The sequence below is a fragment of the Treponema rectale genome (assembly GCF_014202035.1).
Lineage (GTDB): Bacteria > Spirochaetota > Spirochaetia > Treponematales > Treponemataceae > Treponema_D > Treponema_D rectale.
On the sequence record NZ_JACHFR010000003.1, the window covers coordinates 116,880 to 143,168 of the forward strand.

Genomic DNA, 26,289 nt, shown 5'->3' on the forward strand with positions numbered 1-26,289 from the left:
AGTATGAGAAAGTATCTTGCATTTTTATTTATGTGTTTTTCTTTCGGAACATTTTTATATGCTTCTACGGATGATGACAGGTGGGATTATTCGATTCTCGTTTCACAGATAGACTCTGTACAGGCGCCTTATCTTTCGGGCAACAGCGTTATTTTTACTGCCGATAAGAATGCCCGTCATGTGGGAATTGCCCTGGATTATGAGAATTTCTCCACAATTCATTCCTTTTCTAAAAAAGTAAAAAAAGACATGGATGATAATGTGGTTGATTCCTTTTATTTTTATGTACTCAATCTTCCTAAAAACGTTCAGGAGTTTAAATACCGCCTTGTGATTGACGGTTTGTGGACGATGGATCCCCTTAATTCCAACAGGGTATTTGATCCTAAATCAAACTTAATGCTTTCTGTCTTTGATGCCGGAAGGGATATTCCTGCCGTTACGGAGGAAAAGGGAAGGGGAAAAGTTCATTTTGTCTACAGGGGAGAAAGCGGCCAGCATATCCGTCTGGGGGGAAGTTTTACAAACTGGGACAGCTGGATTTACGAAATGAAGGAAGTCAGTGCGGGACTTTATGTTCTGGATCTTACCCTGCCACCCGGAACTTATCAGTATGCTTATTATTCCGGAATAAAGTCCTTTGTGGACAGGACAAATCCTGAGAGGTGCTATACCGATGAGGGAAAGGAAGCTTCCCTTCTGATAGTTAAATAAAAAAAAAGGCATGCCTGAGTTACTGGAGATATACTTCAAAATTCAGACATGCCTTTTTTGTTTTACAGAGAAAAAGTGTTTTAGAAATGGAATCCGCCCGGAAGCTGCATGTTTCCAAGCTGGCTTAAGTCCATTCCGCTCATCTGCTGCATCATTTTTGCCTGCATTCCGCGGTTTCTTGTAAGTTTTTTCATTGTAAGCTTTGTCTTTTCAAACTGCTTGATGAGTTTGTTTACTTCCTGTACGGAAGTGCCGCTTCCTTTTGCAATACGCTTTCTTCTTGAAGGACCGATGATAAGGTGATTCAGGCGTTCTTTATATGTCATGCTCTGGATAATGGCTTTCTGATGTTTAATACCTGCTTTATCCACCATGCTTTCATCAAAGTTGCTCATTCCCGGAAGCATCTGTACGATTTTTGAAACGCTTCCCATTTTTTCTACGGATTCAAACTGTTCAAGCATGTCCTGCAGCGTAAACTCATTGCGGGCCATCTTTTTCTGCATCTTGATGGCAGCTTCCTGATCTACGGTTTCCTGGGCTTTTTCTACGAGAGAAACAATGTCTCCCATGCCGAGGATTCTTCCTGCAATACGGTCCGGATGGAACTGTTCAAAGTCATCTGTTTTTTCGCCGGTACCGATGAAAAGGATTGGTTTGCCTGTAATGGTCTTAAGGGAAAGGGCAGCACCGCCCCTTGCATCAGAGTCAAACTTTGTAAGGATTACACCGGTAATTCCCAGCTGTTCATCGAAACTTTTTGCAATGTCAACTGCATTCTGACCGGTCATGGAGTCAGCTACGAGAATTGTTTCTACAGGATCGGTTTTCTTTTTAAGCTCAACCAGTTCCTTCATCATGGCTTCGTCAATCTGAAGGCGTCCTGCAGTATCTATGATTACAGTATCAATTCCGTTCTTTTTTGCAAATTCAATGGCATTTTTTGCAACTTTAACAGCGTCTTTAGCTCCCTCTTCCTTGTAAACCGGAACATCGATTTTCTGTCCTAAAACGGAAAGCTGTTCAACTGCTGCCGGGCGGACAAGGTCACAGGCTGTAAGAAGAGGTTTTCTTCCGTCTTTTTTAAGTTTTGCGGCAAGTTTATGTGCTGCTGTTGTCTTACCTGCACCCTGAAGACCAAGAAGCAGGATTACGCTTTGTGTGTCAGGTCCTTTCAATGCAAGGTCAGTTTTTTTATCTCCAAGCATTGAAACGATTTTGTCATGAATTATCTTTACAAACTGCTGTCCCGGGTCTACTGCTTTAAGGACTTTTTCGCCTTTAGCTTCTTCTATGGTTGAGTTTACAAAGCGGCGTACAACCCTGAGGTTAACGTCAGCTTCAAGAAGAGCCATCTTTATCTGTTCTACGGTATCCTCAATGTTTTTTTCTGTAATTTTTGAGTTTCCGCTTAATGTTTTTACAATAGAACTAAAGGTTCCTGTGATTTTTTCGAGCATTTTGTATTCCTTATGAAACAGTATCTTTTATCAGTAATTTTTGCCGTTTACGAGATCCTTGAGACACTGTTCCGGGGTTTTTTCTTTGTTAAGTACTTCATAAAGGGCATTGCAGATAGGAAGCTTAAGGTTTTTCTTTTCTGCAATCTGATGAACGTATTTACAGGCAATGGCACCTTCCGGAAGATATCCGACTTTCTTGATGTTTGCAATAAGGTCGTCAAGGTTTGAGAAACGGTTCAGCATGTCAGTCTTAATAAGATCCTGTCCGAATTTTCTGTTCCGTCCGAATTTTGATTTACAGGTAACGTCAAGATCTCCCACACCGCTTATGGATGTAAAGGTTGCGGCATGTGTGGCACCCATGGCAAAGCCGATCTGCTGGATTTCGTTAAGTCCTGCTGCCATGAGAAGGCTTTCTGTGTTGTCTCCGAAAATATCTGAAGTTTCTGCAAGGGCATCCATGCTTCCGTATACAACGGCAATTACGTTCTTAACTGCTGCACATACCTGAACACCGATAGTGTCAAATGAAGCATAGGCCATGATACCTTTAACAGCCCTGAGCATATCACGGACTTTTATTGCGTTGCGGTGATGATTGCTGGCTGCAATAAGACCGGTAATCTTGCCTAAGGCAACTTCTTCTGCATGACTCGGACCTGCAATATATACGGTGCAGTCTTTATAGCATTCAGGAAGTGCGTTTTCCATTGTCTCAAGAACAAAATGAGGAATGTCGTCAGAAGGCACAAAACCCTTTGTTATTGAAGCAATTATTGTAGAACCGTCCTGGATGTTTTTTACATCAGTAAAGCGGCTGATAGTAGATGCAAGGTAGAGTGAAGGAGTTGCAAGAATAAGAACGTCCTTGTCTTCTGCAACTTTTTTTATGTCCTGACAGCAGGTTACACTGTTATTAAGTCTGTAACCTGAAAGATATCTTTTATTTTCGTGTTCTTTGTTGATTGATTCGACTACATCTTCTTCCATTGCCCACAGCTGTACTCTGTGTCCGCCAGAAGCAAGGGCTGTTCCTAATGCGGTACCCCATGCACCTGCTCCAATGATTCCGATTGAAAGAGTTTCCATCTTTTACCTCATGTAATAATTATAAATTTTATGATACTCCACTGGTGAATATTTTTCAATATTGAAGCCGTGACGTGCAATACAGTGTTCTGTTTAATGTATGGAAGAAAAAAACTGAAGTTTACGATTCTTTTATGAAATCCGGAATTTCCTTCTTTTTTGTATAGTACATATCATAGGCATGGGTTCCCGGAAGTCCTGACTCTATTCTTTCATTTTCTTTTTCAAGCTGGAACTGAATCATTCTCTTGAAGACGATTAAAAGGGGTTCAGGATCTGCTTCTGCCGGGGCAAGGGCGTTTTCCTGAAGTTCTTTTATGAGGTAATAGCAGGATTCTATTGTAGAGATGCAGTATTCCGATGGTTCATGCTTGAAGGTAAAAATACTTTTGTATTTTCCATAAAAAGAGAATTTTGGCAGTGAGCTGACGTTGGTACTGTACCTGAGCATTTTTTTTGAGCAGAACCAGGTTGAATCAATGATAATGACGAGAAGTTTTCTGTCAGAAAGATTTTGTTTCAGAATCGGGCTTGAGGCTGTATGGGCGTCCTCACCGGGATAAAGTAAAACCGGATAATACTGAGGATCTTTGAGAAGTGCGCACAGCCGTTCGTTTTTAGTAAAGTCTATTCCTGTTATGATTTCGCTGTCCGGAAGACAGAGGGAGGCAAGTCGTCCTGTTCCTGTTCTCTGGCGTTTTGCTTCCTTCGGATGCATAAGGAATACGAATTTGACGTTGCAGTTTACAGGGGCTGTATATTTACAGTAACAGCTGGCTTTCGGTCTGAAACATTTATAGCAGATTTCTCTCATGGAAGGGAGTTTAGCATAACCATGCGTTTTTTACCATATAGTGTACAATTTTAGAAAATTTTAGTATTTTGTATGTGAAGCTGACCGTTTTTCAGTCGGCATATTGAATTATAACGAGGCATTTTTATGGCAAAGAAATTAACACCTATGACCCTTTTATGCGGTTACCTTGGCGCCGGAAAAACAACTTTGATGAATAAGGTCCTTACAAATCAGCAGGGATATAAAGTTGCTGTTATCGTAAATGATATCGGTGAAGTAAATGTTGATGCAAAACTTATTGCAGACGGAGCAAAAATTACAGATACAAGTTCAATTGTTCCCCTTACAAACGGTTGTATCTGCTGTACCCTTAAATCTCAGCTTGCCCAGAATATAGAAAACATTATTAAAAGCGGTAAGTATGACTATATCATGATAGAAGCGTCAGGTGTATGTGAACCTATGCCTATTGCCCAGGAACTTCAGCTTATAAAAAACGGTGTTCTTGACAATGTTGTAGGCGTTGTTGATGCAGCCCGTCTTGTAGATGAATTTGCAGGAGGCGATAAGCTTCTTCATAAAGATGATATTGAGGAAGAAGACATCGAAAGCCTTCTCGTACAGCAGATTGAATTCTGTTCAACCCTCATTATTAATAAGAAGGATCTTGTATCTGAAGATGATTTTAAAAAGGTCCGCAAGGTTATTGAAGCCCTTCATCCTGGAGTAAAGGTTATCGAGACTTCCCACGGAGATGTTCCGGTTGGAGAGATTCTTGCTACCGGAAGCTTTGATTTTGATGCAGTTTATTCATCTGCCGGATGGTGCAAGAAACTTGAGGAAGGTGAGGCTGATGAAGATGAGCATGAGGAACATGAACATCATCATGACCATGATCACGAAGAACATGAACATGAAGAACATGACCATGATCACGAGCATAATCCGGCACATGGAGAAGAAGGTCATCACTGTGACGAGCACTGCCATCACCATCATCATGAACACCGTCATGAAGGTGAAAGTGAAGATGAGTATGGAATCGGAACTTTCATTTACATGCGCAGAAAGCCTTTTGACCGCGTAAAACTTGATGAATTTGCAAATAAATGGCCTCGCAACATTATCCGCTGTAAGGGTCTTATGTGGTTTGCTGATGAACCGGAAATGGCCTGGGTTTTTGAAACTTCAGGACGTCAGATTCAGGCCGGATATTCAGGACAGTGGGTAGCTGCATGTCCTGAAAATGAACAGAAGCAGATTCTTGCCGCAAATCCGCAGATTAAGGATGAATGGGATGAGAAAGTTGGTGACAGAATGATTAAACTCTGCATCATCGGTCAGAAACTTGATAAAAAAGCCATCAGTGACGCCCTTGATTCCTGTCTTGCAGACTAAGCTGCTGATGAAGAAACATAAATATCTGTTACCTGGAGTTATAAATGACATATTTCATTGAAACCTATGGCTGTGAAATGAATCTCGCCGAATCCGCTTCTGTGGAGAATATTCTTTCTTCCCGCAGGTGGACAAAAGCTGATAATCCCCAGGTAGCAGATCTTGTAATAATCAATACCTGCTCAGTTCGTGCTACGGCAGAAACCCGCATTTTCGGACGCCTTGGTTTTTTTACGGGGCTCAAAAAAGTGCGTGCAATGGAAAAGGATGCAAAAGTCAAAAGTGATGAAATGAAAGCCGCCGTTGATTTTGTTAAGGAACACGGAAAGGTTCCCCTTACGCTTATCGTAATGGGGTGCATGGCTGAAAGACTTTTGAAAACCCTTCAGAAAGACTGGCCCTGTATTGATTATGTTGTAGGAACTTTTGCAAAGAATAAATTCGGGGACATCATTACGGATATTGAGGAAGGCAGGGAACCGGTTCAGATAGAAGAAGAACCTGTTTATGTTTTTGCGGAAACATCTTATGAAGAAGGTGCCTTTTCAACATTTGTTCCCATCATGCACGGCTGCAATAATTTCTGCTCATACTGCATTGTTCCTTACGTGCGGGGCAGGGAAACGAGCCGTCCTTTAAATGAAATTCTTCACGAGATTGAAGTTCTTTCTGCAAGGGGAGTAAAGGAAATAACTCTTCTGGGACAGAACGTTAATTCCTATAATTCTGACGGACTTACATTTCCGGCTCTGCTGAAAAAAATCAGTTCATATCTGGATGAAATAAAGTCCAGTATCAGGTGGATCCGTTTTGAGTCAAGCAATCCTAAGGATTTTTCTGATGAACTTATTAAAGTGATTGCAGAAGATCCTCATGTCTGCAAAGGCATTCATGTTGCCGTTCAGCACGGGTCTACAAAAGTCCTTAAAGCCATGAACCGCAAGTATACCAGGGAACAGTACCTGGAACTTGTATCAAAAATAAAGGCGGCTGTTCCTGAAGCCGCGCTGAGTACGGACCTTATGCTGGGATTTCCCGGAGAAACTGAAGAGGATTTTGAACAGGTGCTTTCACTGCTGAAGGAAGTACAGTATTCAAGTGCCTTTATGTACTATTATAATCCGAGGGAAGGAACTCCGGCTGCGAAGATGGATAATCAGATTCCGCTAGAAATAAAAAAAGAGCGTCTTCAGAAAGTTATTGACCTTCAGCTGAAAATTCAGTCCCAGGTAATGCAGAGGCGTATCGGTAAGACTGTTACTGTTCTCTGTGACATTATCAGCCGTGATAACCGCAGTGAGCTTCTTGGAAAAACATCCCTTAACGAGAGGGTTGCTTTTACTGCAAAACCTTCCCTGATCGGACATTTTGCAACGGTAAGGATAGACAGCCTTAACGGAAATACCTTCCGGGGAACTCTTGTTGAATAGGGCCTGTCCGGCTCAGATTCCTTTAATTCAGGAAGAAATGTGCCGATAAATTAAACAGGATTTTTTTTAGGGGTTTGAATATGCTTTTAAAACTTATAGGAGCACTTGCTGTGGCTGTTACGGCTGCAGTTCTTACGGGCTTTAATCTTGAGAACCGCTGTGACGTATGGATTTTTCATAATTTTACCGATGTGCCGGTTTTTTATACTGTTCTTGCCTCTTTTATTGCCGGCGTCATTGTTACTGTATTCGTTCAGGCTTTCAGTTCCGGCAGTTCTTCTGGAAATGAAGAAACAGGTAAAAAGAAAAAGTCACGCAAAGATAAAGATAACGGGGATGATGCTTCAAAATGAGTTTTAAGAGAACTGTCTGTTTTATTCTTACTCTTTTCTTTTTTGCCGGAATACATGCTCAGTCCGGAAAACTTTCTGCTTTATCCGTAAAAAATGAAGCGCTGAAGAAAACAGATGCAGCTTCATCAATAGAATATCTTCTTGCAAATGCAGATTCTACGGCTTCTGCTTCAGACAGAAGGGCTGTTCTTTATTTTGCCGCCTGTCTTCTGGAACAGAGTCAGCGTTATGAGGAGGCTGCTGCTTCCTATGCAAAAGCTGCAGGCATCAGTGCCGGCAATGCAGAGGGAATGCCTGCTGTTTCTAATGAACAGATTGTTCTTTGCGCAGTCCGCTCTTCCCTGGGTGCCGGAAACTTTCAGACTGCGGAAAGTTATCTGAACAGTGCAGTCCGTTCTTCAAAAGATAAATCCGTAAACGCATATGTAAATCTTTATTCTGCATGGACTTCCCTGTGTAAGGCTGCTTCCTATGATGAAGCTTCTGATACTGTAGAACTTCTTAAAGCTTATGCCTCCATGTCTTCCATGAAGGAAGTAAGGCATCTTGTCGTATTTACGTTATGGTATGTTACCGGCAAACAGATGTACGGGGATATTTTATTAAAGGAATATCCTTCTTCTCCTGAAGCAATGATAGTGAAGGGAAAGGTAACTCTTTCTCCGGTTCCCTTCTGGCTTTATATGGTCCGTAATGTAAGTGAGGTTACAGAGGCGCCGGCAGTTCCTGAAAAAAAAGAGAATCAGGTTCAGCAGCAGACTTCGCCTGCATCTGTTGCTTCTGAATCTGTAAAAAGGCAGATAGGTCTTTTCAGGGAAAAACAGAATGCAGAAAATCTTATTGATTCTCTTAAGAAAAAAGGTTTCAATGCGTACATGGAAGAAGAAAAACGCTCTTCCGGTACTGTATACTTTCTTGTAATTGTGGATGATGATTCAGAAGGTACTATGGGACTTAAGCTCATAGATGCCGGATATGAAAGTTACGTGCTTCCGTAAAAAGCCTTCCTTGTTGTAAAGTTCGTTCCTTTTCTTTATACTCTTAGAACTATGTCAGAAAGAAACGAAAAAGAGTTATGTCATTGGGCAGACCAGCAGGCCGCCCGTATTATTAAAGAAAAGGGTGATCTGCCTTCCTATACCTGTGCTTCAGGAATTACACCTTCAGGAACAGTTCACATCGGAAACTTCCGCGAAATTATTACAGTTGATCTGATTGTCCGTGCTTTGCGTGACAGAAACAAGAATGTCCGTTTTATTTATTCATGGGATGATTATGATGTATTCCGCAAGGTTCCTGGTAATATGCCTGAGCCTGAGGAACTTGGTAAGTATCTCAGATATCCTATTACAATGGTACCTGATACTTTCGGTCGTGATGAAAACTATGCCCGCCATCATGAAGTTGATATAGAAAAACAGCTTCCGAGAGTCGGCATTCATCCTGAATTTTTATACCAGGCAAGCCGTTACCGTGCAAACCGTTATACCGAGGGCATGAAAAAGGCTATGCAGAATCGTGAACTCATCAAGCAGTGCCTTAATGAATACCGTGATGATGAACATAAAATGAAGCCGGAGGATGTATACTGGCCGGTAGCTGCTTTCTGCTGCAAATGTAATAAGGATACTACAGAGATTCTTGATTATGACGGTGAATACGGTATTACTTACAGATGTACAAGCTGCGGTCATGAAGAAAAGGGTGACCTCCGTACTTCAAAAGAATTTAAGCTGGGCTGGCGTGTTGACTGGCCTATGAGATGGAATGAAGAAAAAGTAGTGTTTGAGCCTGGTGGAAAAGATCATATCAGTCCAGGCGGAAGTTATGACACTGCAAAACTTGTTTCTAAAAAAGTATTCGGCTGGGATGCTCCTGTAACCATGAAGTATGACTTTGTAAAACTTAAGGGTGTTCCTGGAAAAATGTCTTCTTCTAAGGGAAAGGTTATTTCCCTTGTAGATGCTCTTGAGGTTTATCAGCCTGAAGTTCTCCGCTATATTTTTGCTTCCAATAAAGTAGATCATGAATTCTCAATCAGTTTTGATCTTGATGTACTTACTATTTATGAAGCCTATGACAGAACGGAACGCATTGTATGGGGCAGAGAAGAACCTAAAGAAAAAGACCCTGCAAAGAAGGAAAGCATTATCCTCCGTGAAAAGCGCATTTATGAACTCAGTCAGATTGACGGAATGCCGGAAGAAATGCCATATCAGATTTCATTCAGGCTTCTTACAACTCTGCTTCAGACTTATTCCGGAGATGTTGATGCAGTCATCAAGGCTCTTGGTGATGTAAAACCTGCACAGGAAGAATGTCTGCGCCGCCGTGCAGCCTGTGCCTGGTATTGGATTACAGAAAGCGCTCCTGACTGTGCAGCTGACATGTGCTTTAAAATCCGTGATGACGGAAGTAAAGCTGAGGATATCAGCGGAGACATGCTTACTGCCGTACAGAGAGTACGTGATGAAGTAGTTTCTAAACTTGAAACTTATGCTCTTGATAAGGAATGTCAGCAGGCAATGTACGATATTGCTACTTCTCTTGGACTTGAAGCAAAAGCGCTGTTTACAGCCCTTTATCATGCCCTTATAAATAAGGACCAGGGGCCTCGTCTTGCAAACTTCATGCGCATTATCGGTAAGGAACGCCTTACAAAGATTCTCAGCGTATATTAATTCTTATTGATGTTATTTCAATGAGGAAAAAAATCCCGAAGCCTGTTTTTTTACAGTTTCGGGATTTTTTTTGTATGAATATTTATCAGTTTCTGCAGAGAATCAGGACATCTTTTGCCTTAATCATAAGGTCATTTCCTGCCTTTACAGATGCTGAGGTCAGAAGTTCTTCTGCTTCAAAAGGAATGTTTATTTTTTTATCCTCAGTTCCCTGATTGAGTATGAAGATAAATTTTTTGCCGTCGGAAGAAACTCTCTGTGTTACTTCAATATCTTTTACCGAAGGAAGAACAGGTTTTATTCCCGCTTCATCTGTAATGCTAAGGATGAGTTTTTCAAGAAGTCCGCTGTCTCTGTCGGCGCAGGTTCCTACATACCAGGCTTTTCCCTGTCCGAAAGAGTTTTTTGTAATTACAGGAGTTCCCTGGTAAAAGTCGCTTCCGTAAACAGCAATAGTTTCTGCCGTGTCCGGATGAATGATGTCTGCAAGAATGACAGCCGGATATTCACCTTTGAGGGAACCGTCTTTTATTACAACGGAATTTGGTTTTCCAGGAAGAAGGGCATCTGTCTCTTCTGCCCAGATTCCGCATACTTTTCTCAGTTCTCCAGGATAACCTTTATCCGTTACGAGATCATTTTCGTCTGTCATTCCGCTCATTACAGTTGTAAGAAAAGTTCCTCCGTTCTGAACGAAGCGCTGGATTTTTTCTGCGTTTTCTTTACTTATCATGTAAAGGGCAGGGGCGATTACGACTTTGTATTTATCAAGACTTTGATCCGGTGAAATTACATCTACAGGAATATTCTGTTTACAGAAAGCGTCGTAATATTTGTAAACTTCATCCGTGTATTTAAAATCAACGGATGGACCGGAACTGAACATTACTCCCCACATGCAGTTCCAGTCAAAGAGAATTGCAGCTTCTGTTTTTTCCAGAGAACCGATGAACTTATCGGACAGAAGTTTGAGTTCTTTTCCCAATGCGGCAGTTTCTTTGAATACTCTTGTTTCTGCACTCGGGTAGTGATCGATTACGGCACCATGGAATTTTTCGCAGCAGCCCCTGCTTCTTCTCATCTGGAAGAAGAGGACTGTATCAGCACCGTGAGCAACTGCCTGGTAACTCATGAGGCGCATTACGCCGGGACGCTTAAGGGAATTATAAGGCTGCCAGTTTGTTACGCTTGGTGTCTGTTCCATAAGGCAGAAAGGCTTGTCTCTTTTAAGTCCCCTCATTACTTCATGATTGAAGGCAACTCTGGTATAGGAATCATTTGGAGAAGGATAGTTGTCCCAGCTTATAAAATCCATATAAGGTGCAAATTTATTGTAGTCAAGTTCAGGATAAGTGCTCATGAGGTTTGTAGTAACCTTTGCATCAGGAAGTACGGAGTGAATTGCATCAGCTTCCATGCGGTACATATTTACGATTCCCTCTGTGTTGAATCTGTAGTAGTCGATGGTCTGAATCTGCATGTTGGTACGGTCATAGTTCCACCGTTCACTGATGTGGCTTGGAATCTGAATGTCTTCCCAGTCGTAGTATGTATGGCTCCAGAAAGCAGTGTTCCATTTTTCATTCAGGTTTTCTATAGTCTTGTATTTATTTTTGAGCCACTGCCGCCAGGCTTTCTTACAGTTGTCACAGTAACAGAGTCCGCCGTATTCATTTGAAATATGCCATGCCAGAATATTGCTTCTGTTTCCGTAGCGCTCTGCAAGTTTTTTTGCAAGAAGCGGCGCGTATTTTTTATAGGTAGGGCTGTTTGGACAGGAATTATGTCTTGAACCGAAATTATGTTTTCTTCCGTCAATGTCTGTTCTCAGAATGTCAGGATATTTACGTGCCATCCAGGCAGGATGTGCTGCAGTAGATGTTGCCATGCAGATATTCATGCCTTTCTGACTTACCATGTCTACGATTCTGTCCAGATCAGAAAAATCATATTTTTTTTCTGACGGCTGAAGTTTTGCCCAGCTGAATACATTCAGGGTTACCGTATCAATTCCGGCCTGAGGCAGAAGTTCCATGTCTCTGTTTCTTTCTTCAATACTCCACTGTTCAGGATTGTAGTCTCCTCCGTAGAGAACCTTTTTTACCTTTGGATCGTTAATCATATAAACCTCTTTTCAGCCTTAATAGCCTGCTTTTTGTGCACGGCATTTTCCGGCATTTTTTTATTTTACACAGATGTTCTAAAACAGACAATAAAAATGCTGTTCCCGTTTGAAACAGAAACAGCATAAGGTTTTCATAATCTTCATTCGTGAAGAATTATTTGTTCCATAAATCAACTTTTTCTTTAATGAGGCCTGTAAGGATTTTTCCGGCTTCATCAAGTTTCATGTCCAGAAGTTTTTTCTGAAGAGCATTCCACTGTCTGTCAAAATCTTCCGGCTTTCCCAGAACGATAAGTGCAAGCTCGCTTTTTACTTCCTGGTCTGCAGCCGTAACCATTTCATTTACGTTCTGAGGAAGGGCATACTGCCATACCTGTCCGTGCCTTGATACCCCCAGTTCTTCCGGTGACGGGAACAGATCTATCCACATTTCTGCACCGTAAGCTTTAAGTGTTTCTTTTTCTACATCAAGATAGTTTGCAATTATAGATTCTTTTGAAGTCGGTGTAATTTTATCTCCGTTAGAATCTACTGCAGCATTTCCTGCCTGAGGGAAGGGATAGCACCATCTTCCGACACCTGTTTTAGTTGCATAGTTAGGATCTGTTGCCGCAGCCTTCATTTCTTCAGCAGAGCGTACCCTTTTTCCTTCTTCATTGACTGTGTAGTTTATTCCCTTTATTCCCCAGTTGCAGAGAATCTGTGCTTCTTCCGAACACATCCAGTCAAGGAATTTAAATGCAAGTTCCGGATTCTTGCAGGACTTTGAAATTGCAATACCCCATCCGCCGGAATATCCGTAGTCTTTTCTTGAAGGATCTTTTGTCGATTCGTCAGCCTGAACCGGAAGATAGGCATAGGTTCTGTCTTCCATTCCGTTGTTGATGAGTGAAGAACGGGCTTCTCCATAGCCCCAGGTCGGATAGGAAATTCCCAGGACTCTTCCAGAGGCAATTTTTGCCCGCCATACATCTTCTTTCTGGGTAAAGCTTTCAGGATCAAGAAGTCCGTCTGCATTTATTTTATTAAGCCATTTGTAGAATTTGTAAATATCTTTGTTCAGGAATTTATATTGGGCTTCAAGTGTTTCCTGATTTACGATCCACTGACCGTCATCAGGATAGCCTATGGTGTAGTTTCCCGGATTGGAAAGATCTATGTACCACTGCCAGGTATCGATAAGCAGGGAAAGTCCTATTGTCTTCTGTCCGTTAATTGTCGGATGAAGTTCTATGTATTCACGCAGAGCCTGCTCATAGTCTGCAAGTGTCTTTATTTTCGGATAGCCGAGTTCCTTGAGGACTGCATGCTGAATCTGCATTGAGCCGCCTGTTTCAAGAACTTCACTTTTTACGCCGTATGTTCCTACAGTATATATGTGAGGATCTGAAGGAGAATTACGAAGCTTTACAATCTGGTCTCCATAGAGTTTTTTCATATTGCTTCCGTATTTTTCAATAAGATCATCAAGGGGAATGACGGCTCCTGCTTCAATAAGTTTTGTAAGCTCACCTTTTGCAAAAATAAGATCCGGGAGGTCACCGCTTACCAGCATGAGTGGAATAGCATTTGTATCTCCGGCAACAGGATGTTCCAGTTCAAGGGCAACTCCAGTCCGTCTTGTTATTTCTTTTGCAACGGGATCGGTAAAGTATATGTCTTCATTCAGGTCAGAAGTAAACATTGTAAGTACTACTGCATCACCGAAATCCGGTTTTTTTACGCATCCTGATATGAACAGACTGCCTGATATAAGTAAAGTACATGCTGCTGCAGAAGCTGCTTTTTTTATAAACGTCATTTTCTACTCCTTGACTGCGCCTAATGTGATTCCGCTTACAAAGTATTTCTGTACAAAAGGATACACTGCAAGAATCGGTACTGTACATACGATTGTAATTGCCATTTTAATAGCCTCCGGACTTTTTGTCGAAGCCTTGAGTGATTCAGAATGAATGTCAATGGTACTTCCGCTCTGGCTTACACTGTCAAGAACTTTCATAAGTTCAAACTGAAGTGTAGAAAGTGTCGTCCTGTGACTTCTGGTCATGTAAATGTAAGTGCTGTACCAGTCATTCCAGTGACCTACTGCAACAAAAAGCATTACTGTTGCAAGTACAGGCTTGCACATAGGCAGTATGATTCTGAAGAAAATCGTCAGGTCATTTGCACCGTCAATTCTCGCTGCTTCAGAAAGAGCCTGCGGTATGTTCATCATGAAGCTTCTTATAAGGATGATGTTATACGCACTTATGAGGGACGGAATTATGTAAACCCAGAAGGAATTGAGAAGGTTCAGGTTTCTCATGAGAAGGTAACTTGGAATAAGTCCTCCAGAAACATACATTGTGATTATGAGAATCCTGAGAAAGGGTTTGCGGGCAATAAAATCATGCCTGCTTAAAGGGTAAGCGAACATTGCACAGCACAGGGTGCCTAAGAAAGACCCCAGTACTGTTCTTACTATAGAGTTAAAAAATGCCGTTCCAAGATTGCTTCCCGTTTCAAAAAGGTCTGTGTAATTTTTGAAAGTCGGTTTTCTCGGAAAAACGGTTATGCCCCCTTTTACTGTATCAACAGCATCATTCAGGGATTTTGCCAGTACGTTTAAGAAGGGGTAGAGTGTTACTGTAACTACCAGAATCATTATAAGAGAACTTATTATGTGTATGTTGTTTTTTTTCGTTACCATCATTTTGTCTGCTCTCCTGAGTTTTTTTACATGATGTTGCTGTCGAATTTTTTTGCTATGCGGTTTGCAAGTATTATCATTGCAATACTTACAATGGATTTGAAAATTCCAAGGGCTGTTCCGTAAGAAATATTGTACATGGAAATACCGTAATCAATGATATATTTATCAAGAACCTGAGCCACCGGATCAACAACAGGGTTCGAAAGAAGCCACTGTTTTTCAAAACCGATATTGATTATGTTTCCCACATTCATTATGAAAAGTGTAATGATTGTCGTACGGATTCCCGGCAGAGTAACATGCCAGATTTTATGCCAGCGGTTGCAGCCGTCAACTTCTGCCGCCTCATAAAGCTGCTCGTCTATTCCGGCAATGGCTGCAATATAAATGATTGCATTCCATCCTGTTTCTTTCCAGACATCAGCAAAGGTAACAATCCACCAGAACAGTTTTCTGTCTGCCATGAATGCGTACGGGGATTTTATTATGCTGAGTTTGACGAGAATCTCGTTTACTGTTCCGCTGGGAGAAAGTGCAGAAGAAACAATGTTTGCGACAATAACCCATGATACAAAGTGAGGAAGATAGGAAACTGTCTGAACAAATTTTTTTGCACGAAGGGATGAAACTTCATTTAAGAAAATTGCAAAGGCAATCGGGAATACTGTTCCTGCAGTAAGTCCCATGAGGCTCATTCCGATAGTGTTCCAGAGTACCTGCCTGAATTTCGGAGCAAGGATTGGATCTGTAAACATTCTCTTAAACTGATACAGTCCGACGAATTTTGATTTTGTAAATCCCAGAAAAGGATGGTATTCTTCAAATGCCATGAGCCAGCCTGTAAGCGGAACATAGCAGAAAATCACCAGCCAGATTACGAACGGTACTGACATGAGAAATAAATACCGCTGTGAGTAAATCTTCTTTCCCAGAGAAGTTTTATGAATTATTGTAACGCTGTTTTCTTTCATGCTATTAAGGTAGCACCCGCCGGACAGGAAAAAAACATTAAAAATTACAATAAAAAACTTTGAAAAAAAATTGCAGGGCTGTTTTTATTTTCCTGCTTCTTTTAAGCCTGCCTTGAATTCTTTAGGGGTAAGTCCCGTGTATTTCTTGAATTTCATAAAGAAGTAATCAGTGTTTGCATACCCCACCAGTTTTGAAATCTGATAGACTTTAAGGTCCGTCTCTGTCAGACGTTTTTTTGCTTCTTCAATTCTAATCTGGTCGAGGAATGTATTGAACTGCACTCCTGTATGTTCCTTGAATTTTTTACCAAGGTAAGCACTGTTGCAGTAAAACATCTGTCCCAGGGTTTCCAGCTTAAGGTCATCGGCATAATTAGTTTTGATATAGGCAATTACTTTAGTGATTGTAGATGTTGAAGTATTTGTATTGAAATTTTCAATAAAGTCGTAACTGAATTTTGTTACGATTTCATATACGTCGCAGAAACGTGTTTTCTCAAGAATCTTAGGAACAAGGTCATAGGCTGAGCTTATCTCAAAATCCCTTTCCGGATATTTTTTTAACAGACCGGCCTGCAGTTCTATTATGTAAGTAATGCACTGTGTCTTTACGGCATCAGGATTAAGTATGGAGGTTAAGGCAGTTTTTGACGAATCCAGAATCTGCTGGAGATGTTTTTTATCATAAGTTTCTATGCAGAAAATAACGTCCTGGATTCTGGATTCAAAATTAAACTTGTCCTTGAGTGCATTTTCGTGAATTTCGGTGCAGTGAATCAGGCTTGAGTCTTCCCCGAAGAAAAGTCTGAATGTATTGTTCCTGCATTCAAGAAAAGATTTAAGCGCTCCCTCCACTCCTTTGTACGGGTTGCCTGTAATGACAAAAGGGCTTTTCTGAAACCTCTGGATGAACCGTTCCGTAGTTCTGTCAACTGCATCCGTGCTGCAGTCTGCAAACAGTACGATTATATCCTGGTCATGTACAACTGTAATCGGATTTAACTGGGAAAATGCAGACTGAATTTTTTTCTCAAGTTCATTGATACGTTCTGCATATCCGCATCTTTTGCTTGAGAAAAGTACGGCCTGATAGCTGCGGTTGTCTTCGTATCCTTCAGGAAAGGCATCTTCTTTTACTCCGAAAAGGAACAGCTGTGAGAAACACTGCTTCAAGTCTGCAGCGTCATTTGCGGTTGAGACCATGTCTTTTGCAAGTTCTGTAACCTTTTCTTCAAGCTGTTCTTCATCTATGGGTTTTACAAAATATCCCTTTGCACCGTAATTCATGGCTTCTTTTGCAAATTCAAAATCAGAGAATCCGGAAAGAATCAGAAAGGCCGTATTTTTTTTGTATTCACTGCCGGGATTTTTTTTAAGTTCCGCTATTTCCTTTAAAACTTCAACTCCCGTTTTTACCGGCATTTTTATATCAAGAAGAACCAGGTCCGGCTTCAGTTCCAGAATTTTTTCCAGTGCCTGATTTCCGTCTGAGGCTTCTCCGCAGATTTCATAGCCGCATTTGTTCCAGTCGATTATTTTTTTCAGTCCGTTTCTGATACTTTTTTCATCATCTGCAATAAGTACTTTAAGCATTTGTATCCTCTGTAACTAAAGGTAAAGTCAGCGTAATTGCCGTAATCTTCTCAGGAATGCTGAAGATTTTCATACCGTATTTCTGTCCGTAGAAAAGTCTGATTCTCTGATTGACGTTTACAAGTCCGATGGAAGATCTGAACTCTTCTACGTTGGTATTGTTAAGCCTTCTGTTCAGTTCGTCAAGTTTTTCTTCAGGAATTCCTTCTCCGTTGTCCTGCACTGTTATTTTTAAGACAGCTTCTCCGTTTTCTGTTTCTGTCTTTATCAGTATGTAAATAAAACCGTTTTCAGTTTTTGATTCAAGTCCGTGGGCAAAACAGTTTTCTACAAGAGGCTGTATAAGGAGGGGAAGGATTTTTATCCTGTTTATGTCGCAGAGGGGAACTATGTCGTAGGAAATTCTCTCTCCAAATCTTTTATGCTGGATGTCCAGATAGTTTCCTATGATTTCGATTTCCTGCGAAAGAAGTACGTTTTCTTCTTTTACAGAAAGATTGTATCTGAGTATCTTAGCAAGGATTTTCAGCATGTAAGGTACGTCCCGGTCTTCACAGCTGAGGGCCTGCATTCTTATGTGTTCAAGGGTATTGAAGAGAAAGTGGGGATTTATCTGTGCACTGAGCATTTTAAATCTTATGTCATTCTGCCTTGAAGTCAGCTGTTCTTTTTCTATGTCACGGATGTAAACTTCGTTTATGAGTTTTTTTATCTTTCTTGAGGTTTCGTATACCTCATCATATATTTCAGAGAATTCATCAGAACCTCCGATTGAAGGCGGAATGTTGAAGTTGTTCGTACCTACGCTTACGATACCTTTTCTGACTTGAGAAACTCTTTTATGTATGGAAAAAGCAAGAAGCAGAATCATTGCGAGGGATGAAAGAATAAAAAGAAGAAAGACTATGGAAATGTTGAGTCTGAATTTTGCAGTGGTCCTGAAAAGGTTTTCCATTGATATGAAAATATTTATCGTAAATTTTTCGTTCTGTCCGTGGTCAGGAGAAAATTCTTTTTTCAGTATGCTGAATTCTTTGGAGTCAATTTTTATTGTGTCACTGGATTTTTTTCCGGTGAGATTTATAAAGGTCGTTTCCGGATTGTTTATGGAACTGAAAATGCACTGGTCAGAAAATTCTATGATTGAAGAATAGGGTGCAGATTTTAAACGCTGATTGATGAAGTCATTGCTTACGTTTATGCACAGTATTCCGATGAGGGTGTGATCAATTCCGTTCCAGACAGAACGTATAAGAGTCAGATGGGGTTTTTGTGTGATGGAATCTTTTTTATAGTACCAGAAGGGAGCACCGTTAAGGGAAACTGCATTTCTGTACCAGTCACTTCCCGTAACGTCATAAGTGTTTTTGGTGAAGAATCCGTTGTCGTGCAGACTCATGTTTGACGTGTAGAATCTTATGCTTGAAATTGAACTGTAAGCCTTGATAAGCGGATCAATGAATTTTACCTCATTATATGCTTTGTACACTTCCAGCGGTGAGTGATATTCTTTTGATATGATGTTCCGTATTTCTGTGTTTACGCTGAGAACATTGGAAAGTTCGCTTATTCCGTTGAAACTTTCTTCAAAAAAAATATCAAGGGTGCGGAGAGTGCTTTCTGCTTCTTTGTTTTCCCAGCTGTTAAGGGTTTTGCTCAGCCATGAAATAAAAATTGTAAATGTGATTATAAGCGGAATGAAAAAAGTTATCGCATAAAGAAAATAAAGTTTCTGTGAAATCTTGAATCGGTTTATAACGGAAAAGAAAATGTTCCTTATGTTCATAAAAAAGACCGGAAAAATAAGATTACAGAACCGTCCTGAAAAATCAGGAATGTCCGTTAAGTTTCAGGACGTTCTGTTTTTTTTTGTGAATCTTTACCAGTTTTTAAGGAGACTGCTTGCAGAGTCCAGTGCGTTTGCGGCAGATTCTTTAATAGCTTTTGAATTTGCATCTACGCTTTCTTTGATTGTATCTTTGTATGAATCTGCAGTTGAAGAAAGTGAATCAGCGTAAGCTTTTGCCGTAGCATCAAGTGTTTCTGAGTATGCTTCTGAAGTTTTTTTGAGCGCTTCAATCTGTGCGTCCAGTGATGCAGATATGTTTCCTTTATCTGATGTGGAAGTATTTTCTGTTTTCTGTTCTGAAGTTTTTTCAGATGATGTTTCAGTTTTAGATTCTTTTTTTGAGCATCCGGTTATTGCTGCGGCAGAAAAAGCTGCGAGAATGATAGCTGCTGTAATTTTTTTCATTTGTGTCCTCCCGAGTATGAGTCCTGTTTTCAATAGCACTAAGTATATCAGCAAGATTGAAAAATAAAAAGTTTTTTGCTGAAATTTATGATGTTTTTTTTACATTGATCAGATTTTATTCTTATGGTGTATCATAATGAAAATGGGAGATTGTATGAAAAAGATTGTAAAATCACTTGCAGCTGCAGCATCGGCTGTTTTAGTTTTTGCAGGATGTGCAAGTACCGGTTCATCGGGAAGCACTTCTCCTCAGTATACTCAGAAAGGATGGAAGAGTGTAAAAATTCATGGCGGCGGTATGGTTCCGGGCCTTATCTATAATACTTCAAAGCAGGGTGTTCTTTATGCCCGCACGGATATGGGAGGCGCTTACCGTTTTGATGCTGCATCTCAAAGCTGGATTCCCCTTACAGATTTTGCAGGTGTGGAAGACTACGGACGCCTGGGTATCGCAAGTATTGCTACAGATCCTGTTGAACCGAATCGTCTCGTAATTGCTTCCGGAACATACACCAATGACTGGGAAAAAGGTCCTTCTCAGATGCTTGTTTCTGAAGATTACGGAAATACGTTTAAGAGAATTGACATGTATAAGTCAGACGGAACTCCACTTAAAATGGGCGGCAACATGCCTGGACGCGGTGCCGGTGAACGTCTTGCAATAGATCCGAACAATAATAAGATCGTTTATTTCGGAAGCTTCGGCGACGGTCTTTATAAAAGTGAAGATTACGGACATACATGGAAAGAAGTAAAGTCATTCCCGGCAAAAGGAAATGTCTACGATGAAGGTTTCAGTACATGGTCACATTTTGATCATTATTTCGGAATCATGTGGGTTGTCTTTGATCCTGAAAGCGGAACTCCTGGAAACGGAAGTAAAAACATTTACTGCGGTGTTGCTGATACAAAAAATACAATCTATGAATCTAACGATGCAGGAGTTACATGGCATCCTCTTGAAGGCCAGCCGAAAATCGGTGATTTCAGTTACGGAAAGCCTGAGGCTCAGAAAGCCCGTGGAGAAGCTAAGCATAAGCACATGACCGGTGATGTATGTTCATGTCACATGTATTATCCTTTGAAAGGAGTTTATTCACCAAAGGGAGAACTTCTTGTTTCTTACAATGCAGGTTTTGGTCCTTACTCATCTGCATACTGGGGAGGAGCAATCTGGAAGTTTAATTTCAAGACAAGGGAATGGACTGACATCTCCCTTCCTAAACATGATCCTGATCCAAGCTATGCAACGACAGACCGTGCCGTAGGAAGCGTTGCCGTTGATTATCAGAATCCTGATGTCCTGATTGCCGTTACGATGAATGAATGGTGGCCTGATGAATACATTTACCGTTCAACAGACGGAGGTGCAACATGGGATCCTATCTGGTATCTCGACGGATATCCTAACCGTGTAGATAAATATTCAATCAATATTAAAGACGTTCCGTGGCTTGACTGGGGAACACAGAAAACCCTTCCTGAGGAAAACCCGAAACTGGGATGGTGTATTGCAGATATTGAAATAGATCCTTTTGATTCTGACCGCATGATGTACGGAACAGGGGCGGGAATTTATTCTACCGGAAACCTTACTGACTGGGACAGGGGAAAGAGGGTTAACTTTATTCCTTATGCAGAGGGAATTGAAGAGTGTGCCGTTCTTGATCTTATAAGTCCTACAGAAGGAGCTCATCTTATTTCCGGTGTAGGTGATATCGGAGGATTTGTTCACTACGATCTTACAAAAGCATCTCCGATGATTGTCAATCCTAACATCAGTGGAGTAAGCAGTCTTGATTATGCAGCAGAGGATCCGTATTACATAATCCGCATGGGAGACGGCAAGCTCATGATTTCTTATGACGGCGGAGATGAATGGAACCCGGTAAAGAATTATATTCAGGGTGCAAATGAAGGCTGGGGCGGAACTGCTGCAGTTAATGCAGATTCAAGTGTAATTGTATGGGCACCGAGCAATCTTGTTCCGAGCTGGACTGATGATGAGGGTGAACACTGGAATGTCTGCAGTGGACTTCCAGAAAACTGTAAGGTTGTAAGTGACAGAGTAAATAAAAACAAGTTCTACGCTTACGGTGGTGATAAAAAATTCTATGCAAGTACTGACGGTGGAAAATCTTTTGTCATGGTAAATGACAGATGGAATAAATCCGGAAAAGATTCATGGCAGAGTGATCTTAATGCAGTAATCGGCTGCGAGGGACATCTGTGGTTTGCTGCAGGAGAAGCAGGTCTCTATCATTCTGAGGACGGAGGAATTACATGGACTTCCATCAGCGGATTTGATGATGCACTTGTAATCGGTCTCGGTAAGGCAAAGGACAGCTCTTCTTATCAGGTGCTTTATACAAACAGTAAGTATAAAGGAAAGTATGGAATCTATATGTCGGAAGACAAAGGGGTAACCTGGACCCGCATAAATGACGACAACCATCAGTACGGTGCTGCAAATACAGCCATTACCGGTGATCCGAGAGTTTACGGACGTGTATATCTTGGAACCAACGGCCGCGGTATTGTATACCGGGATGTTTTTGAAAACTGACTGTTTATATAGTAGTATTTATAAAAGTTTAGAAACATACTCCGTTTAAAACTTTTTTAGCTTTTTCCCCTGTTCAGCTTCACCCTGAACCAGGGGATTTTTTTTACGATTTTACCTTCAGACAATATAGGGATGACCAATAAGTTCAAAAAATGTCATTTTCGGGCTGTTAGCAACTTTTTATAAGTGTCATTTTCGGGCTGGACCCGAAAATCCCCCTGCATGAGATTGCCGCATCAAGTGCGGCAATGACAGGCTGTCGAGCACGGCAATGACTCATACTTATTGGTCATCCCCCAGAGGTTTGCACACCTTGTTTTATCTATTTTGATTTTGTTGTATACTTTCAGGAAATAATTTTTTTCGAGGTTGTTTTATATGAGTGAAAATTGCGGTGGAAACTGTTCCGGCTGCGGTCAGAACTGTGAAAAGCGTTCTTTAAAGGAAAGTCTTCATGAAGGTTCAAGCGTAAAAAAAGTAATAGCTGTTGTTTCCGGAAAGGGTGGTGTAGGAAAATCTCTTGTTACAAACCTTCTTGCCTGCAAAGTTCATAGGGATGGTTTTAAAACCGCCATTCTTGATGCAGATATAACGGGACCTTCTGTTCCTACAGCATTCGGTCTTCACGGAGAAAAGGCTGAAGCCGGTGCAATGACAATGAAAGATGGTAAGGCTCAGGAATATCTTAAATCCGTAAAGACTTCTACCGGTATTCAGATTATGAGCATGAACTTTCTGCTTCCGGAGGAAAATACTCCTGTAATCTGGAGGGGGCCTGTAATTTCTGGTGCGGTAAAGCAGTTCTGGACAGATGTAGTATGGGAAGACGTAGACTTTATGTTCGTTGACTGTCCGCCGGGAACAGGTGACGTACCTCTTACTGTTTTCCAGGCACTTCCTGTTGACGGAATCATTGTTGTTGCTTCTCCACAGCAGCTTGTACGCGTTATCGTAGAGAAAGCAGTAAACATGGCCAACATGATGAATGTTCCTATTCTCGGTCTTGTAGAAAACATGAGCTATGTTGAATGTCCTGACTGCGGTAAGCAGATAAGAATTTTCGGCGAAAACAATATTGAAGGAATTGCCAGGGATTTTGGCCTCAAAGTTCTTGCCCGCATTCCTATTGAACAGAAGATGAGCGTTACGGTAGATAATGGAGAAATTGAAACTCTTGATGTAAACTATGTAGACGAAGCAGCTTCTGTTGTAGAAAATCTTTTAAAATAAGCGGCAGAATTTAATAATGAAGCTGGTCTGTGCACCCATGGCAACTTTAAGTCATGAAGCCTTCCGCCGTATTACGGAGGGCTTTGGCGGTTGCCATGAGTATTTTACTGAAATGATAAATGCAACTTCTCTTTTGAATAACGGCCCCTGGGAGAAGTTTTACCTTATTAACGAAACTGCTCCTGAAAAAATCGTGTGGCAGCTTACGGGAAGTGATGCAGAAAAAATAGCGGAAGCTGTTCCTGTTGTATGTTCCCGTGGTGGAACAGGGGTTGATCTGAATATGGGCTGCAGCGCTCCACAGATTTATAAAACTGGAGCCGGTATTGCATGGATGCTTAAAGATATTTCTGAAACAGAGCATCTGGTCAGTCTTGTCAGAAATCGTCTTGATGAAGCAGGCCGGCAGTATGGACGAAAATTCCGTTTCAGCGTAAAATGCAGGCTCGGTGATGAGGATTATACAAAAGAAAAGTTTTTTGATTTCATCCGCATGCTTTACGAAAACGGAGTTGAGCTTGTAACCCTTCATGCACGGACAAAAAAAGAAAAATGCGTCCGTACTGTTCCCCGCTATGAAATTGTTGAAGAACTTGCCCTGAAATTTCCTGCACTCGATGTTTATGTAAACGGAAGCATAAAGGATGTTTCTTCTGCTGACTTTGCCTTAAAAAAATGTCCTTTCGTAAAGGGAATGATGATTGCACGTCAGGCAGCCGTTACTCCGTGGATTTTTAGTCTGCTGGATAGATACATTAACGGCACGGAGCTGAAGGTTTCTAAAGTTGACCGGATGCAGGTTGCCCTTGATTTTGCAGACTATGTAGAAAAGTATCAGCCGGAAGAATTTTACCGCACCAGAATCCAGAGGTTCTTTGCGTACTATTGTACTCAGTTTTTTTTCGGTCATCTGTTTTCATCAGAACTTCTTAATTATAAAAGTATTGAAGATACGAAGAAAAAAATAGAGGGCTACTTTGAACGTAACCCTCATGAAAGATTTATTGAGCTTTAATCAGATAAGCCTTACATTCTGTCAAGGTATGGAACCAGAACGAGATCCATTGCATTTTTAAGGACTGTATGAGTGCATTTTGCAAGGGAAAGTCTTGCCTTTGCAAGTTTTGCATCTGATTCTGCAATTGACATGATCGGACAGTCTCTGTAGAAACTGCTGAATGCCTTGCTTACGTCATAAATGTAAATGGCCATTGCGCTTGGATCAAAATTCTGAGCTGCATACGCTACAGTCTTCGGGAATCTTTGAAGTGCCTTTATAAGTTCCCATTCACTTTCATGGGTAAGAAGAGAAAGAGAGTCTCTGTCTTCTGCAGGTTCAAGACCAGTTTCCTTAGCCTTGCGGAGTATTGATGCAATGCGTGCTCCCATGTACTGAAGGTAAGGACCTGTATTTCCGTTAAAGCTGAGGCTTTCTGCCGGATTAAAAAGCATGTCCTTAACAGGATTGACCTGAAGAAGATAGTAGTGAAGGGCTGCAAGTGCAACTTTTTCTGCAACTTCATCAGCATTTCCGACTTCCTCATCTCTTCCCCTTTCTTCAATAGCTTTGCGGGCATCTTCGTGAAGGGAATCTATAAGATCGTCTGCATCTACAATTGTTCCTTCACGGCTCTTCATTCTTCCGCTTGGAAGATTTACAAGACCGTAGCTGAGGTGATGGAGTTTTTCTGCCCAGTCAAATCCCAGTTTTTTAAGGATGTAGAAAAGAACCTTAAAGTGATAGATCTGTTCTGAGGCAACTACATATACCAGCTGGTTGAAGGCCCAGTCGTTGTGGCGGCTGATGGCTGTACCGATATCCTGGGTAATGTATACGGAAGTTCCGTCCTTGCGGAGAAGAACTTTTTCCTGATTAGTGCCGTCTTTTCCTTTTCCGGTTGCTTCAGTAACGTCGATTCTTACGGAACCGTCTTCAGCCTTGAAGAAAATGCCTTTCTCAAGACCTTTGAGGATTTCGTCTTTTCCCTTGAGGTAGGTTTCGCTTTCAAAATAAAGCTTTTCAAATCCGACGCCTGTTCTTTTGTATGTTGCCTGAACGCCGTCAAGAGCCCAGCCGTTCATCTTTTTCCAGAGAATATGGAGCTCGTCATCGTCAGTTCCTTTTTCCCACTGTTCAAGCATTGCCTGAGCTTCATCATTTGCTTCCGGGTGTTCCTTTGCATACCTGTCAAATTCAACATAGCACTGGCCTACAAAATGGTCACCTTTCATTCCCAGACTTTCAGGGGTGTCATTGTTCTTTTCATGGAAGAGCTTATATGCAAGCATGCTCTTGCAGATGTGTACGCCGCGGTTGTTGATGATGTTTACACGGTAAACTTCTGCACCTGCTTTTTTAAGAATCCTGCTTACTGATTCACCAAGGGCATCATTCCTTAAGTGTCCGAGATGGAGAGGTTTGTTTGTATTTGGTGAAGAGTATTCAATCATTACTTTCTGACCTTCAAGAGGTGCCTTGCCGTCCTCATTTTTTGAACCGTAAGATTCTCCCTGGGCAATAATGTCAAGAAGAATATCTGCTCCGGCACTTGCTTTGTTAAGCTTTACGTTTACATAAGGACCTGCTGCTTCTATAGAACCAAGCTCTGATGCACCGGAAAGGGCAGCTGTAATTTTAGCAACTTCCTGAGCGATAGCCATTGGAGATGAACGGAATGCCTTTGCAAACATAAACATAGGAATTCCAAAATCTCCCATTTCTGGTTTAGGCGGATTTTCCACACGGATTGAATCTATGGTAATCTCATCGCCTTCCAGTGATTTTTCTTTTTTGTACTGATTAACAGCCTGTAAAACTAATTTCTGAAAAACTTCTCTCTTATCTGCCATAATAAATTGATTTTATCAGAAGTGCAGTTTTTAAGGAAGTGAGGAGACTTAAAATCATCAGGGTATTGCCTCAGGAACTGA

20 protein-coding genes are annotated in these 26,289 nt (G+C 41.2%); 9 read left to right on the forward strand and 11 right to left on the reverse strand.

What is annotated here, in order from left to right:
* Positions 1-3 precede the first annotated feature (3 nt).
* Complete coding sequence (locus HNP77_RS09405) at positions 4-714, forward strand: glycogen-binding domain-containing protein (protein ID WP_246428910.1); 711 nt, start codon at positions 4-6, stop codon at positions 712-714.
* A gap of 80 nt (positions 715-794) precedes the next feature.
* Here HNP77_RS09405 and ffh read toward each other — a convergent pair whose 3' ends face one another.
* The 3 genes from ffh to HNP77_RS09420 all read right to left on the reverse strand — a co-directional run bounded on the left by ffh (position 795) and on the right by HNP77_RS09420 (position 4,080).
* A complete protein-coding gene (gene ffh, locus HNP77_RS09410; protein ID WP_184652937.1) occupies positions 795-2,174 on the reverse strand; it encodes a signal recognition particle protein in 1,380 nt (459 codons plus the stop codon).
* A 30-nt stretch (positions 2,175-2,204) separates the two neighbouring features.
* Positions 2,205-3,266: an NAD(P)H-dependent glycerol-3-phosphate dehydrogenase gene (locus HNP77_RS09415; RefSeq protein ID WP_184652938.1), complete on the reverse strand. Its 1,062-nt coding sequence runs from the start codon at positions 3,264-3,266 to the stop codon at positions 2,205-2,207.
* Positions 3,267-3,387: 121 nt separating this feature from the next.
* Positions 3,388-4,080 carry a tRNA-uridine aminocarboxypropyltransferase gene (locus tag HNP77_RS09420; RefSeq protein ID WP_184652939.1) on the reverse strand — a complete coding sequence of 231 codons (693 nt, stop codon included), beginning with the start codon at positions 4,078-4,080 and terminating at the stop codon, positions 3,388-3,390.
* Positions 4,081-4,206: 126 nt separating this feature from the next.
* Here HNP77_RS09420 and HNP77_RS09425 point away from each other — a divergent pair, with 126 nt between their 5' ends.
* The 5 genes from HNP77_RS09425 to lysS all read left to right on the forward strand — a co-directional run bounded on the left by HNP77_RS09425 (position 4,207) and on the right by lysS (position 9,924).
* Positions 4,207-5,460 carry a CobW family GTP-binding protein gene (locus HNP77_RS09425; RefSeq protein WP_184652940.1) on the forward strand — a complete coding sequence of 418 codons (1,254 nt, stop codon included), beginning with the start codon at positions 4,207-4,209 and terminating at the stop codon, positions 5,458-5,460.
* Between the two features lie 44 nt (positions 5,461-5,504).
* A complete protein-coding gene (gene miaB, locus HNP77_RS09430) occupies positions 5,505-6,890 on the forward strand; it encodes a tRNA (N6-isopentenyl adenosine(37)-C2)-methylthiotransferase MiaB (protein WP_184652941.1) in 1,386 nt (461 codons plus the stop codon).
* A gap of 80 nt (positions 6,891-6,970) precedes the next feature.
* On the forward strand, positions 6,971-7,243 hold the full coding sequence (locus tag HNP77_RS09435) for a hypothetical protein (RefSeq protein ID WP_184652942.1): 273 nt from the start codon (positions 6,971-6,973) through the stop codon (positions 7,241-7,243).
* On the forward strand, positions 7,240-8,241 hold the full coding sequence (locus tag HNP77_RS09440) for an SPOR domain-containing protein (protein ID WP_184652943.1): 1,002 nt from the start codon (positions 7,240-7,242) through the stop codon (positions 8,239-8,241). Before HNP77_RS09435 ends, HNP77_RS09440 begins: the two co-directional genes overlap by 4 nt.
* A gap of 51 nt (positions 8,242-8,292) precedes the next feature.
* Positions 8,293-9,924 (forward strand): lysine--tRNA ligase, encoded by a 1,632-nt coding sequence (lysS, locus tag HNP77_RS09445; RefSeq protein ID WP_184652944.1) that lies wholly within the window; start codon positions 8,293-8,295, stop codon positions 9,922-9,924.
* 85 nt (positions 9,925-10,009) lie between these two features.
* Here the strand turns inward: lysS and HNP77_RS09450 are convergent, their stop codons facing one another.
* From HNP77_RS09450 to HNP77_RS09480, 7 genes are all read right to left on the reverse strand, one after another.
* Positions 10,010-12,046 carry a beta-galactosidase gene (locus tag HNP77_RS09450; protein ID WP_184652945.1) on the reverse strand — a complete coding sequence of 679 codons (2,037 nt, stop codon included), beginning with the start codon at positions 12,044-12,046 and terminating at the stop codon, positions 10,010-10,012.
* Positions 12,047-12,203: 157 nt separating this feature from the next.
* Positions 12,204-13,850: an ABC transporter substrate-binding protein gene (locus HNP77_RS09455; RefSeq protein WP_184652946.1), complete on the reverse strand. Its 1,647-nt coding sequence runs from the start codon at positions 13,848-13,850 to the stop codon at positions 12,204-12,206.
* Positions 13,851-13,853: 3 nt separating this feature from the next.
* A complete protein-coding gene (locus HNP77_RS09460; RefSeq protein WP_221266569.1) occupies positions 13,854-14,744 on the reverse strand; it encodes a carbohydrate ABC transporter permease in 891 nt (296 codons plus the stop codon).
* A gap of 23 nt (positions 14,745-14,767) precedes the next feature.
* Positions 14,768-15,715 (reverse strand): ABC transporter permease, encoded by a 948-nt coding sequence (locus tag HNP77_RS09465; RefSeq protein WP_184652947.1) that lies wholly within the window; start codon positions 15,713-15,715, stop codon positions 14,768-14,770.
* 84 nt (positions 15,716-15,799) lie between these two features.
* Entirely contained in the window at positions 15,800-17,308 is a 1,509-nt protein-coding gene (locus HNP77_RS09470) for a response regulator (protein ID WP_184652948.1), read from the reverse strand.
* The gene (locus HNP77_RS09475) at positions 17,301-19,094 is read right to left on the reverse strand and encodes a cache domain-containing sensor histidine kinase (RefSeq protein ID WP_184652949.1); all 1,794 of its coding nucleotides are present in this window, start codon (positions 19,092-19,094) and stop codon (positions 17,301-17,303) included. The genes HNP77_RS09470 and HNP77_RS09475 overlap by 8 nt, the downstream gene beginning before the upstream one ends.
* Positions 19,095-19,187: 93 nt before the next feature.
* Entirely contained in the window at positions 19,188-19,562 is a 375-nt protein-coding gene (locus HNP77_RS09480) for a hypothetical protein (protein WP_184652950.1), read from the reverse strand.
* A gap of 154 nt (positions 19,563-19,716) precedes the next feature.
* On the opposite strand from HNP77_RS09480, the gene HNP77_RS09485 reads away from it, so the two are divergent.
* The 3 genes from HNP77_RS09485 to HNP77_RS09495 all read left to right on the forward strand — a co-directional run bounded on the left by HNP77_RS09485 (position 19,717) and on the right by HNP77_RS09495 (position 24,373).
* Positions 19,717-22,128, forward strand: a complete 2,412-nt coding sequence (locus HNP77_RS09485) for a sialidase family protein (protein WP_184652951.1) — start codon at positions 19,717-19,719, stop codon at positions 22,126-22,128.
* Positions 22,129-22,506: 378 nt separating this feature from the next.
* Complete coding sequence (locus HNP77_RS09490) at positions 22,507-23,358, forward strand: Mrp/NBP35 family ATP-binding protein (protein ID WP_184652952.1); 852 nt, start codon at positions 22,507-22,509, stop codon at positions 23,356-23,358.
* Between the two features lie 16 nt (positions 23,359-23,374).
* Complete coding sequence (locus HNP77_RS09495) at positions 23,375-24,373, forward strand: tRNA-dihydrouridine synthase family protein (protein ID WP_184652953.1); 999 nt, start codon at positions 23,375-23,377, stop codon at positions 24,371-24,373.
* An 11-nt stretch (positions 24,374-24,384) separates the two neighbouring features.
* Here the strand turns inward: HNP77_RS09495 and argS are convergent, their stop codons facing one another.
* Positions 24,385-26,208 (reverse strand): arginine--tRNA ligase, encoded by a 1,824-nt coding sequence (argS, locus tag HNP77_RS09500; protein WP_184652954.1) that lies wholly within the window; start codon positions 26,206-26,208, stop codon positions 24,385-24,387.
* Positions 26,209-26,289 lie beyond the last annotated feature (81 nt).